This window comes from Luteimonas campi, assembly GCF_051162505.1.
GTDB lineage: Bacteria > Pseudomonadota > Gammaproteobacteria > Xanthomonadales > Xanthomonadaceae > Luteimonas.
In genome coordinates this window covers 465,342-476,950 of sequence record NZ_JBNWEM010000003.1, presented here as the reverse complement: position 1 = coordinate 476,950, position 11,609 = coordinate 465,342, and the positions used below count along the sequence as shown (strand labels likewise).

Below are 11,609 nucleotides of genomic sequence, written 5' to 3'. Positions count from 1 at the left end.
CAGCGGCGCAGTCCCGTCATTCGCCGCGCTTTCACCGGCCGTCCGGAACGCGGTGCAGGCGTCCGGCGGCGTGATCGGGGCGCGCGGCGGCGGCGACCTCGGCCGCGCTGTGGTTCAATCGCGCGACCCTTGCCGACGACCCCGGACATGCCTCGAACGACCCGCCTGCTCGCCTGCCTCGCACTCGCCGCCGGCCTGGTGCCGCAGGCATTCGCCGCCGACCCGGTGGCCCTGCATTGCGAGCGTCTGTTCGATGCGCGCAGCGGCAAGGTACTGGGCGAACACACGATCGTGGTCGAGGACGGCCGGATCCGTTCGCTGCTGCCCGGCCGGGCGAAGCTGCCCGAGGGCACCGGGGCGATCGACCTGTCCGGCCGCACCTGCCTGCCCGGCTGGACCGACCTGCACGTGCATCTGGGCAGCCAGTCGGGCCCGCAGAGCTATTCCGAAGGCTTCCGCCTGGACCCGGTCGATTACGCCTTCCGCGCGGTCGGCTACGCCGGCAAGACCCTGCGCGCCGGCTTCACCAGCGTGCGCGACCTCGGCGGCGAGGTCAGCCCGCACCTGCGCGATGCGGTCAACCAGGGCCTGGTCGAGGGTCCGCGGATCTTCGCCGCGGGCAAGTCGATCGCCACCACCGGCGGTCACGCCGACCCCAGCAACGGCTGGAACTCGATGCTCTCGCACCTGCTCGGGCCGCCCGGCCCCACCGAGGGCGTGATCAACTCGGTCGACGACGCGCGCCAGGCCGTGCGCCAGCGCTACAAGGACGGCAGCGACGTGATCAAGATCACCGCGACCGGCGGCGTGCTCAGCTACGCGAAGTCCGGCGACGCGCCGCAGTTCACCGTCGACGAGATCCAGGCGGTGGTCGAGACCGCGAAGGACTACGGCTACACCGTGGCCGCGCACGCCCACGGCGACGAAGGCATGAAGCGCGCGGTGCTGGCGGGCGTGACCAGCATCGAGCACGGCACCCACATGAGCGACGAGGTGATGCGGCTGATGAAGCAGCATGGCACCTGGTACGTGCCCACCATCTACGCCGGGCGCTTCGTCGCCGACCGGGCGAAGGAACCCGGCTATTTCCCCGAGATCGTGCGGCCCAAGGCCGCCAGCATCGGCGCGAAGATCCAGGACACCGCCGCCCGCGCCTGGCGCGCCGGCGTGCCGATCGCGTTCGGCACCGACCAGGGCGTGGGTCCGCACGGCGACAACGCGCGCGAGTTCATCTACATGGTCGAGGCCGGCATTCCGGCCGCCTATGCCCTGCAGTCGGCGACCCTGCACGCCGCCACCGTGCTGGGCGTGGACGACCAGGGCGTGATCGAGGCCGGCAAGCGCGCCGACATCATCGCCCTGCCCGGCGACCCGGTGGCCGACATCGAAACGGTACTGGGCGTGGACTTCGTGATGAAGGACGGCCGCATCCATCGCCAGCCGGGGGCTTGATGGACCTGGAATGGATCGGCTACATCGCCGCCACGCTCACTACGCTGGCGTTCGTGCCGCAGGCGGTGAAGACCATCCGCAGCCGCGACACCAGCGGCATCTCGCTGGGGATGTATGTGGTGTTCATCATTGGCATCGTGTGCTGGTTCGGCTACGGCCTGGTCTTGGGGTCGTGGCCGATGATCCTGGCGAACGCGGTCACCTTCGTGCTGGCGGCGGTGATCCTGGCGCTGAAGTTGCGCCACGGATAAGCGCCGCCGGCGGTCGCGGCCGCACCTGCGTCAGCGGCGCAGCGGAGCCGCCGCCCACAGCATCCAGGCGAACCAGGCGGCGAACGCCAGCCGCTGGCTGATGCCGGCCCCCAGCAGGACCGGCGCCAGCACGCCCAGCCCCAGCACCAGCAGCCAGGCCGCGATCGTCGCCAGCCGCAGTGCGCGCACGCGAGCGGCCACCAGCGCGGCGCCGGCCAGAAAGGCGATCCACCACAGCGTCCAGACGGCCGCGTGCAGGCGGCTGGCGCCGGCATCGGGCGTATCCAGGTCGAGCGGCAACAGGCCTTGCCCGGCATAGGCCAGCGCCGCCAGCAGCAGCATCGTGCTGCCGAGCCGCGTCACGACGCCGCTCCCGGGCGGCAGGCGCGCGCGCAGACGCCAGGCCACCAGCGCGAGCAGCGCGCCGGGCAGCACGAACAGCGACAGGTTGTAGGCCAAGGCCCGGGGCACGCCATGTGCCCCCGGCAGGGCCAGCGGATACGCCAAATGCGAATAGCCGGCCAAGGCGGCTCCGAAACCGATGGCGGCGCAGAGCGCGAGCAGCGCGGCCACCGCGGCCAGCGCCCGATCGATCGACATCAGCCCTCCTCCCAGCGGAATACGTCTTCGACGCCCACACCGAAGGCGCGCGCGATGCGGAACGCTAGTTCCAGCGACGGCGCATAGCGCCCGGCCTCCAGCGCGAGGATGGTCTGCCGCGTGACACGGCAGGCGTCGGCCAGCGCCTGCTGGGTCATCTCGCCGTGCTCGAAGCGCAGGCGCCGGATCTCGTTGGCGATGGGCGTGCGGCTCACGGCCGGCCGCACCAGTACAGCCAGGCCGTACGCCTGTCCGCGCCCGCTCCGGACATCATCAGCGCCTCCGGTCGACCAGGTACATGACAACTGTCGCCGCATACTCCACCAGCCAGCCCAGCATCAGGCCGAACAGCAAGAGGTTGGCGATACCGAAGTGGCTTGCCCAGGCGAGCCGGTCCGGCGGCGAAAAGCCCAGCGAGACCGCCAGGGCGATCGCGGCCACCACCAACGCGTTCCTGCCGTGGACGACAGCGCGCAGGGCGATCTCGCGGTCGCGCTCGTCCTCTTCGACAGCGCCCTTCCAGCGTGCCGCCACCACCTGCGACAGCACAGCCCAGGCGATCAGCAGCATCACCAGGCTGCGGACCACGCCCTGCGCGGAATGGCGGTCGGCCGTCGGGCCGAGGAACAGCTCGGCGCGCGTGGCGAGGAAGAGCATCGCCACCAGCATGAAGCCGGTCCCGATCCAGGCCTTCCATTCCGCCGGCGCGATCGCGCGCTCGGCTTGGCCACGCGGCAACCGGGACAACGCCAGGAGGCTGGTCCAGGCCGCGGTGACCAGCAGCACCATGCCGGCGTGGCCGCTGTCCACGCCCAGCACACGCGCCGGGCCGGCCAGCAGCAGCCACAGCGCCGGCAGCGCGATCGTGGCCAGTCCCATCACCTGCCAGGGCCGTGTCTGCACGATGTCATCTCCAACGGACTTTATGTAAAGAATACTTTACTTGTATCGGTGGAATGTCAAGTATTTTTTACATGGCGGCCGACCGCCGGACCGGGGACCGGGCGGTCGGACGATCCCCGGCCTCAGGCCCCAGCCGCGACCTCCGCGCGCAGCGCGCGCGCCAGCCCGCCCTTGCGCTCGACCCGGAGCCGCGACAGGCCCAGCCATCCCGCCAGCTGCCACAGTTCCGCCGCCAGTTCGGCGGCGGCCGCCTCCGGCGCCTGCGGCTCGGCATGCGCGCTGCGCACCACCAGCGTGCCGGCGCGGCGGTCGGCCTTGAGATCGACACGCGCCACCAGCCGGTCGCCCAGCAGGAAGGGCAGCACGTAGTAGCCGTGGCTGCGCAGCTGTTCGGGCACGTAGATCTCGATGCGGTAACGGAAGTCGAACAGGCGCTCGGTGCGCTCGCGCTCCCACACCACCGGATCGAAGGGGCTGAGCAGCGCCCGCGCGGCGATGCGTCGCGGGATCCGCGCATCGCGATGCAGGTAGGCGGGGCGGTCCCAACCCTCGACGCGCACCGGCAGCAGTTCGCCCGCCTCGACCAGGGCCGCCAGCGCCGGCCGGCTCTGGCTGTGGTGCATACGGTAGTAGTCGCGCAGGCAGCCCTCGGTGGCGATGCCGTGCGAGATCGCCGCGCGCCGCACCAGCTCGACGAAGGCTTCCGCGTCCGTCGGCACCGGTTGCGACAGCACCGCCGCGGGCAGCACGCGTTCGGGCAGGTCGTAGAGCCGTTCGAAGGCGCCGTTGCGCCCGGCCACGGCGAGCTCGCCGGTGGCGAACAGGTATTCGAGCGCCTTCTTGGTCGATGACCAGTTCCAGCCCCAGTGGGTCTTCGCGCGCGGCAGCCCGTCGTCGAGATCGCGCGCGGTGGAGGGCCCGCGCTCGCGCACCTCGTCCAGCAGCGACGCGACCAGCTTCGGATCGTGGCGCATCGCGCTCCACTCGTGGCCGCGTTCGCGGTATGCGCGCATGCGGTGCTGCATGACAGGCCACAGTTCGACCGGCATGAACGCGGCCACGTGCGCCCAGTACTCCACGATCCTGCGCGGCGTCTGCTCAGCGGCGCGGCGCAGCAGCGCGGTGTCGTAGGGCCCCATGCGGCTGTACAGCGGCATGTAGTGCGCCCGCTGCAGGACGTTGACCGAATCGATCTGCAGCACGCCGGTGCGCGCGAGCGTGCGCGCGAACGTGCGCAGCGTCGGCGTGGCATGGCGGCGGTCGGCGAATCCCTGCGCGGCGAGCGCGATGCGGCGCGCCTGCGCGCGGTCGATGGACAGGCTCACGATCGCTCCGGGTACGGGGACGTGGACGCATTGTGCCCCGGTTGTTTTCCGCGGCTCTGCCACAATGTGGGGGATTCGCCGCCCAGGAGCCGTCCGTCCATGTCCGTCCACAATGCCACGCCCCACGTCTTCGACGCCACCACCGCCGGCTTCGAGGAGGACGTCCTGCGCAGGTCGCTGGAGGTGCCGGTGCTGGTCGATTTCTGGGCCGAATGGTGCGGGCCCTGCAAGACGCTCGGCCCGATCCTGGAGAAGCTGGCCGGCGAGTTCCACGGCGCCTTCCTGCTGGCCAAGGTCGACACCGAGAAGGAGCCGCAGATCGCCGGCGCCTTCCAGATCCGTTCGATCCCCACCGTGTTCCTGGTCAAGGACGGGCAGATCGTCGACGGCTTCCAGGGCGCGCTGGCCGAGGGCCAGGTGCGCCAGTTCCTGCAGCACCACGGCATCGAGCCGGCCGAGGCGTCCGACGACGCACCGGCAGAGGCGGCACCGCTGGATCCGCACGCCGAGGTCGCGCGCCTGCGCGAAGCGGTCGCGGCCGAACCGGACAAGGACGAACTCAAGCTCGACCTGGCCCTGGTGCTGCTGCAGACCGGCGCCGCGGGCGAGGCCGAGCGCCTGCTCGACGCGCTGCCCGCCAATCTCGCCACCGACGACCGTGCGGTGAAGGCGCGCGCCCGCCTGGGCTTCGCCGCCCTGCTGGCCGACGCGCCGCCTGCCGCGGCGCTGGAAGCGGCGATCGCCGCCGACGCCGGCGACCTGCGTGCGCGCCACCTGCTGGGCGTGCACCGGATCGTCGGCGACGACCCAGAGGCCGGACTCGCGCAGTTCCTGGAGATGCTGCAGCGCGACCGGAACTACGACGATGGCCTGCCGCGACGGGCCCTGATCGACGCCTTCCGCATCATCGACGACGCCGAACTGGTGGGTCGCTACCGGCGCCGCATGGCTTCGCTGCTGCTGGTGTAGCCGCACGGCCGGGCGCCCGCGCTGCCATACTGACGCGTATGGTAGAGTCGACGCCCCCCACCCGATCCACCGCATCATGACGCGCCTGCTGGCCAAAGTCCGTTGGCTGTTCAACCTGTGGCCGCCGTTCCTGCTGGCCGGCATCCATGTCACCCACATGTCGCGCGACTGGCGCTATGCGCGGGTCGAACTGCGCATGCGCCCCTGGAACCGCAACTACGTCGGTACGCATTTCGGCGGCAGCCTGTTCGCGATGACCGACCCGTTCTGGATGTTCATGACCCTGCAGTCGCTGGGGCGCGACTACATCGTCTGGGACAAGGCGGCCGAGATCGAGTTCGTCAAACCCGGGCGTGGCGTGGTCGTCGCCGAGTTCCACCTGCCCGAATCGGCGCTGGAGACGATGCGCCGCGAAACCGCATCGGGCCAGAAGTACCTGCCCTGGTTCGACCTCGACGTGCGCGACGCACAGGGCGACGTGGTCGCGCGCGTGCGCAAACAGCTCTACGTGCGTCGCAAGCGCGACCGGACCGCGCCCGCCGCCGCGGCCTGACGCGGCGCGCGGCATCGCGCCGGCGAAAGCGCCGGGTTGCGCACGGATTCACTGCCTGCGCCGCGCGCGTTGTATATCCTCCCCCGGGGATCAGGGGCATACATGAGCACAGGGGCAAGCGCCAGCACGCACGGACCGCTTCCGGAGATCGACGGCTACCGGCTGGTACGCGTGATCGGCGAAGGCGGCATGTCGACCGTCTATCTCGGCACCCAGGTGTCACTGGGGCGCGAGGTCGCGATCAAGCTGATGCGGCCCGAAGCGCTGGCCGATGAGGTCAGCCGGCGCCGCTTCGAGAACGAGGCGCGCACCATCGCGCGGCTGGAGCATCCGCACATCGTCGGCATCCACGAGGTCGGGCGCAACGGCGACGGCCTGCCCTGGTATTCGATGCCCTACCTGCCGCGCGGCCATGTGGGCCAGCGCGACCTTCGCGGCGATCCGCAGCGGGTCCGCGAGATCCTGCGCGCGCTGCTGTCGGCCCTGGCCTATGCGCACGCCCGTGGCGTCGTGCATCGCGACGTCAAGGCCGAGAACGTGCTGTTCGACGAGGCCGACCGCCCGCTGCTGGCCGACTTCGGCATCGCGCTGCGGCGCGGACACGGCACCCGGGTCACGATGACCGGCCTGGCGGTCGGCAGCACGGCCTACATGGCGCCCGAGCAGGCGCGCGGCGAACAGGTCGATCATCGCGCCGACCTGTACAGCGTCGGCGTGCTGGCCTGGGAAATGCTGGCCGGCGCCCTGCCCTACCAGGCCGACGACGCGCTGGCGATGGCGATCCAGCACGCGCAGAAGCCGGTGCCGAAACTGCCGCCGGAGCTGCGCCACTGGCAGCGTTTCATGGAGCGCGCGCTGGCCAAGGCGCCGGGCCGGCGCTTCCACGATGCGGCACAGATGCTGGCCGCGCTCGACCAGGTTGCGCTGTCGCCGCATGCGCCTGGCGCCTGGCTGGGCGCGGCAGTGGCCCGCGGCCGTAGCTCGCTGCGGCGCCTGCCGGTACTGGCGTGGGTGGCCCTGGCCCTGCTGGGCGCCGCGGCCGCGGGATTGGCGCTGCACCGCGCCGGCCCCGCCGCACCGGCGGACGCCATTGCAGCCGGTGCGGTGCAGGCGCCCGCGCCACAGGCGGCGACCGACGTCCCAGCACCCGCGCCGGCGGACGCCACCGTGATGCATCGCGCCGCGCCCCTGTCGCAGGCCGACCGCGGGATCGAGCGCATGCAGGTGCAGATCCAGGCCGGCCGCCTGGCGATCCCGGCCGCCGACAGCGCCACGGCGAACTTCCTGGTCGCCTGGCAGGCCGACCCCGCCCATCCGCAACTCGGCGAAGCGTCGACCGCGCTGATGGACGCGCTCGGCACCGCGACCGGTGAAGCCATCGCCAGCGACCGCGACAGCGACACCGAACTCCTGCTGCAGGCGGCCGCGCGCGTGCGGGACGATACCGCCGCATTGCCCGCCGATGCGCTGCGCCGCTGGCAGGAGCGCGTCGGCAAGGCGCTGGCCGCACGCAGCGACGCCGCGGCGCGCAAGCTCGATCGCGCCCGCGCCTTGCGCGTGGTCGAGCTGGGCCGGCAGGCCGACCTGCCCGCGGCCACGGTGCAGCGCCTGCAGGCACGCGCCAGCGCCGTGCCCGACCTCGGCGGACGCGGCGCCGGCGATCTCGAAGGCATGGTGGTGCTGGAAGGCGGCGAACGGCCCGTAGCCGCGTTCACCCGGCCCGTCAGCCGCGCCGAGTACGCGCGCTTTGCCGAGGTCAACGGCCGCGAACCTGCGCTGTGCCGCGAACGCATCTCGCTGCTGCGGGTACTGGATCCACGCAACTGGCAGACGCCCGGATTCGAACAGGGCGATCGCGATCCGGTGGTCTGCGTCTCGTGGCGCGATGCTGAGGCCTACGCGCAGTGGCGCGGCCGCCGCGACGGCCATCGCTACCGGCTGGCAACCGCCGCCGAGGGCGCGCGCCTGGCCGCCGCGCAGGGCGAGCGGCCGGTATCGGAATGGCGCGCCGACTGCGGCGACACCTGCGCGCGACGGGCCGCCACCGGTCCCAGCTGGCGCACCGACAGCAGCTCGCGCACGCTGACCCCGGACCGCGGCTACGACGACGTCGGGTTCCGCCTGGTGCGCGAGCTCTAGGGCGGCGCGCTGGCGTCGCGCATCGGCCGCAGCTTCGGGCTGGCGGCGCGCGGGGGCGGCGGGGCGGACCGTACACAGTGTCGCGCCGGGCGCAGCGTCGTGCGGGAGTGCGCCCGGTAGAATCCACGCATGCCATCCCACCCCACTCCCGCGCAGCGTCTGCAGCGCCTGTTTCTCACCGGCCTGCTGACCCTCCTGCCGATCTGGCTGACCTGGGTGGTGGTCAAGTTCGTGTTCGTGCTGCTGTCGGACATCAGCCGGCCCTGGGTCGGCCCCCTCGCCGCCCAGGTGGCGGCCTGGTTCCCGGACACGCTGGGCTGGATCAATGCCGGCTCGGTGCTCGCCACCATGGCCATGGCCGCGACCCTGCTGCTGATCCTCGCGGTGGGCTGGCTGGCGCGGCGCGTGGTCGGCCAGCGCCTGCTGTCCTGGCTGGAGGCGCTGGTGCAGCGCATCCCGCTGGCCAACATCATCTATTCCAGCGCGCGCAAGCTGCTCGACATCCTGCAGACGAAACCTGATGGCACCCAGCGCGTGGTGCTGATCGACTTCCCGCACAGCCAGATGAAATCGGTGGGCTTCGTCACCCGCGTGATCCGCGAACAGGGCACCGGGCGCGAACTGGCGGCGGTGTACGTGCCGACCACGCCCAATCCGACCTCCGGTTACCTGGAGATCGTGCCGGTGGAGAAGATCACCCCCACCGACTGGACCGTCGACCAGGCGATGAGCTTCATCATCAGCGGCGGCGCGGTCGCGCCCGACACCATTCCCTTCGATCCGCCGGCGCGGCCGGCCGCCCCCTGAGCGCATGGGCGCGCGCCTGCTCGACGATCGCGCCACCCGCCTGTTCATCGCGCTCGCCGCGTTCTTCTGCGCCAATGCGGTGCTCGCCGAGTTCATCGGGGTCAAGATCTTCGCGCTCGAGGACACGCTCGGCATCGCACCGCTGGAATGGAACCTGTTCGGCCAGAGCGGCTCGCTGAGCTTCACCGCCGGCACGCTGCTGTGGCCGGTGGTCTTCATCTTCACCGACGTGATCAACGAGTTCTTCGGCCGCCGCGGCGTGCGCATGATCTCGTGGATCGCGGTGGGCCTGATCCTCTACGGCTTCGCCTTCGCCTTCATCGCGATCTCGCTGGCGCCGGCGGCGTGGTGGGTAGAGGCGGCGCAAGGCCAGGGCGTGTCGGACTACCAGGCCGCGTTTGCCGCGGTCTTCGGCCAGGGGATGTGGACCATCGCCGGCTCGGTCACCGCGTTCCTGGTCGGCCAGCTGATCGACGTGCAGGTGTTCCATCGCATCCGCCGCGCCACCGGCGAGCGCTTCATCTGGATGCGCGCCACCGGTTCGACTGCCATCTCGCAGCTGATCGACAGTTTCGTGGTGATCTGGATCGCCTTCGTGCTCGGCCCGCAGCAGTGGCCGACGTCGCTGTTCCTGGCCGTCAGCAGCGTGAACTATCTCTACAAGATGGCCGCGGCCATCGCGCTGATCCCGCTGCTGTACCTGGTTCGCCGCGGCGTTCGCGCCTATCTCGGCGCCGAGCGCGAACGCGAACTGCGCGCGGCGGCCGCCAGCGACTGATCAGCCATCCAGCCCCAGGGCCGCGCGCAGGGCGTGGCGATAGCTGCGGCCCGAGGCCAGGCAGGTGCCGTCGCGCAGGCGCAGCCAGTACTGCCCCGCGCCGCAAGCCTCGACCTGGTCGATCAGATCGACGCGCACCGCACGCGAGCGATGGATGCGCACGAAGCGCGCCGGGTCCAGCCGGTCCACGAGCGAGGCCAGGGTTTCGCGCAGCAGCAGGCTGCGACCCGGCAGCACCAGTTCGACATAGTTGCCCTGCGCCACCAGCATGCTGATCTGGTCCACCGGCACCACGCGCAGGCGTTCGCCATCCGGGACCGCGAGGCGCTCGGCATAGTGCATCGGCGCGAGCGGCGAGGCATCGGCCCGCGCGGCGCGCGTCATCGCCTCGCGCCGTGCCCGCACGCGCGCCACCGCATCGCGCAGCCGGGCCGGCGACAGCGGCTTGACCAGGTAGTCCACCGCCTCCACCGCGAACGCGTCGAGCGCGCGCTCGCCATAGGCGCTGACGAAAACCACCAGCGGCCGGCGCGCTTCGGGCAGCGCGTCGAGCAGGGCGAAGCCATCCACCTCCGGCATCCGGATATCGAGGAACAGCACATCCGCCGGCGTCGCCGCCAGCCCTTGCTGCGCGCGCCGACCATCGGCGTAACAGCCCACCACCGCGATCCGGTCGAGCCCGCCGAGCATCCGCAGCAGCCGCTGCCGCGCCAGCGGCTCGTCGTCCACGATCGCGGCGCGCAGCAGCCCGCTCATGCCGCCGTGCCCGCGATGACGCCGCCGCGGCTGGGCAGGCGGACGCTGGCGGTGGTCCCGCCCGCGTCGTTGCCGTCCAGGCGCAGCCAGGCGCGCTCGCCATAGAGCTGGCGCAGGCGCGCGCGCAGGTTGGTCAGGCCCTTGCCGTGATGCGTCGACGACGCACGATGACTGCCGTCGTCGGCCACCGACAGGTACAGATAGTCGCCCTCCCTGTGTGCGCCGATACGCAGGGTGCCCGGCGAGATCCGCAGCGACAGCGCGTGCACGATCGCGTTCTCCGCCAGCGGCTGCAGCAGCAGCGGCGGTACCGGGGCTTCGCCGGTCTCCTCCGCCACCCGCCACTCCACCTTCAGGCGCTCGCCCAGGCGCAGGGCCTCGATGTCGAGGTAGTGGCGCAGCAGGGCCAGCTCCTCGCGCAGCGGCACCAGCGGCGAGGCCTGCCGCTCCAGGCTGGCGCGCAGCAATTCGCCCAGGCCCACCAGCATGCGGTCGGCGGCGTCGGGATCGAGGTGCACCATTTCCGCGATTGAATTCAGCGCGTTGAACATGAAGTGCGGATTGAGCTGCGAGGCGAGCAGCTCCAGCCGCGCCTCCACCAGCGCCGCCTCCAGCTGCTCGGCGCGGCGCTCGCGCTGGCGGGCGCGCGCGGCATAGAGCAGCGCGTGCGCGGCACCGACCATCAGCCACAGCAGCAGCATGTTGTTGGCCAGACTGGTGAACAGCACGTCGCCCAGTGACGGCGCCTCGCGATACCAGCCCACCCAGGGATTGAAGGCCAGCACCGCCAGCGCGCGCAGCGCCACCAGCAGCAGCACCAGGCCGGCCATCACCGGCAGGTGGCGCGCCAGGCGGCCGCGTTCGAGCGGCCAGCGCCGCACGCCCCACAGCAGCAGCAAGGTCAGCGGGATCCACAGCCAGGCCGAGGCGAAGCCGAGCCGGGCAGCCTTCGCCAGCGGCATTACCTGGCCGTCGGCGGCCTCCATGCTCAGCCACTGGCTGGTCGAGACGAGGCCGTACAGCGTCCACCAGGCGGACACCACCAGCAGGCTTGGCCAGGGTCGAAAGCGCATATG

The 11,609-nt window shown here is 71.7% G+C and carries 13 protein-coding genes; 7 read left to right on the top strand and 6 right to left on the bottom strand.

Annotated features, from left to right (window positions below; translation table 11 throughout):
* Nucleotides 1-147 precede the first annotated feature (147 nt).
* Nucleotides 148-1,452 carry a metal-dependent hydrolase family protein gene (locus ACQYVW_RS12095; protein WP_434933991.1) on the top strand — a complete coding sequence of 435 codons (1,305 nt, stop codon included), beginning with the start codon at nt 148-150 and terminating at the stop codon, nt 1,450-1,452.
* The gene (locus ACQYVW_RS12090) at nt 1,452-1,703 is read left to right on the top strand and encodes a SemiSWEET transporter (RefSeq protein ID WP_434947142.1); all 252 of its coding nucleotides are present in this window, start codon (nt 1,452-1,454) and stop codon (nt 1,701-1,703) included. The genes ACQYVW_RS12095 and ACQYVW_RS12090 overlap by 1 nt, the downstream gene beginning before the upstream one ends.
* Before the next feature lie 30 nt (nt 1,704-1,733).
* Here the strand turns inward: ACQYVW_RS12090 and ACQYVW_RS12085 are convergent, their stop codons facing one another.
* The 4 genes from ACQYVW_RS12085 to ACQYVW_RS12070 form a co-directional block, all read right to left on the bottom strand.
* The gene (locus ACQYVW_RS12085; protein WP_434947141.1) at nt 1,734-2,303 is read right to left on the bottom strand and encodes a DUF998 domain-containing protein; all 570 of its coding nucleotides are present in this window, start codon (nt 2,301-2,303) and stop codon (nt 1,734-1,736) included.
* Nucleotides 2,303-2,518 carry a helix-turn-helix transcriptional regulator gene (locus tag ACQYVW_RS12080; RefSeq protein ID WP_434933994.1) on the bottom strand — a complete coding sequence of 72 codons (216 nt, stop codon included), beginning with the start codon at nt 2,516-2,518 and terminating at the stop codon, nt 2,303-2,305. The genes ACQYVW_RS12085 and ACQYVW_RS12080 overlap by 1 nt, the downstream gene beginning before the upstream one ends.
* A 58-nt stretch (nt 2,519-2,576) precedes the next feature.
* The gene (locus ACQYVW_RS12075; protein ID WP_434947140.1) at nt 2,577-3,206 is read right to left on the bottom strand and encodes a hypothetical protein; all 630 of its coding nucleotides are present in this window, start codon (nt 3,204-3,206) and stop codon (nt 2,577-2,579) included.
* A gap of 122 nt (nt 3,207-3,328) precedes the next feature.
* Nucleotides 3,329-4,531 (bottom strand): winged helix-turn-helix domain-containing protein, encoded by a 1,203-nt coding sequence (locus tag ACQYVW_RS12070; protein ID WP_434947139.1) that lies wholly within the window; start codon nt 4,529-4,531, stop codon nt 3,329-3,331.
* 99 nt (nt 4,532-4,630) lie between these two features.
* On the opposite strand from ACQYVW_RS12070, the gene trxA reads away from it, so the two are divergent.
* The 5 genes from trxA (at nt 4,631) to ACQYVW_RS12045 (ending at nt 9,777) form a co-directional block, all read left to right on the top strand.
* The gene (gene trxA / locus ACQYVW_RS12065; protein ID WP_434947138.1) at nt 4,631-5,500 is read left to right on the top strand and encodes a thioredoxin; all 870 of its coding nucleotides are present in this window, start codon (nt 4,631-4,633) and stop codon (nt 5,498-5,500) included.
* 76 nt (nt 5,501-5,576) lie between these two features.
* The gene (locus ACQYVW_RS12060) at nt 5,577-6,053 is read left to right on the top strand and encodes a DUF4442 domain-containing protein (protein ID WP_434936996.1); all 477 of its coding nucleotides are present in this window, start codon (nt 5,577-5,579) and stop codon (nt 6,051-6,053) included.
* Nucleotides 6,054-6,155: 102 nt separating this feature from the next.
* Nucleotides 6,156-8,192 carry a bifunctional serine/threonine-protein kinase/formylglycine-generating enzyme family protein gene (locus tag ACQYVW_RS12055; RefSeq protein ID WP_434947137.1) on the top strand — a complete coding sequence of 679 codons (2,037 nt, stop codon included), beginning with the start codon at nt 6,156-6,158 and terminating at the stop codon, nt 8,190-8,192.
* Between the two features lie 129 nt (nt 8,193-8,321).
* Nucleotides 8,322-8,999, top strand: a complete 678-nt coding sequence (locus ACQYVW_RS12050) for a DUF502 domain-containing protein (protein ID WP_434936815.1) — start codon at nt 8,322-8,324, stop codon at nt 8,997-8,999.
* A gap of 4 nt (nt 9,000-9,003) precedes the next feature.
* Nucleotides 9,004-9,777: a queuosine precursor transporter gene (locus tag ACQYVW_RS12045; protein WP_434947136.1), complete on the top strand. Its 774-nt coding sequence runs from the start codon at nt 9,004-9,006 to the stop codon at nt 9,775-9,777.
* Here the strand turns inward: ACQYVW_RS12045 and ACQYVW_RS12040 are convergent, their stop codons facing one another.
* Together ACQYVW_RS12040 and ACQYVW_RS12035 are read right to left on the bottom strand one after the other, a co-directional pair.
* Nucleotides 9,778-10,533, bottom strand: a complete 756-nt coding sequence (locus ACQYVW_RS12040) for a LytR/AlgR family response regulator transcription factor (RefSeq protein WP_434947135.1) — start codon at nt 10,531-10,533, stop codon at nt 9,778-9,780.
* Nucleotides 10,530-11,606, bottom strand: coding sequence for a sensor histidine kinase (locus ACQYVW_RS12035; protein ID WP_434947134.1), 1,077 nt, complete (start codon nt 11,604-11,606; stop codon nt 10,530-10,532). The genes ACQYVW_RS12040 and ACQYVW_RS12035 overlap by 4 nt, the downstream gene beginning before the upstream one ends.
* Nucleotides 11,607-11,609: the final 3 nt, after the last annotated feature.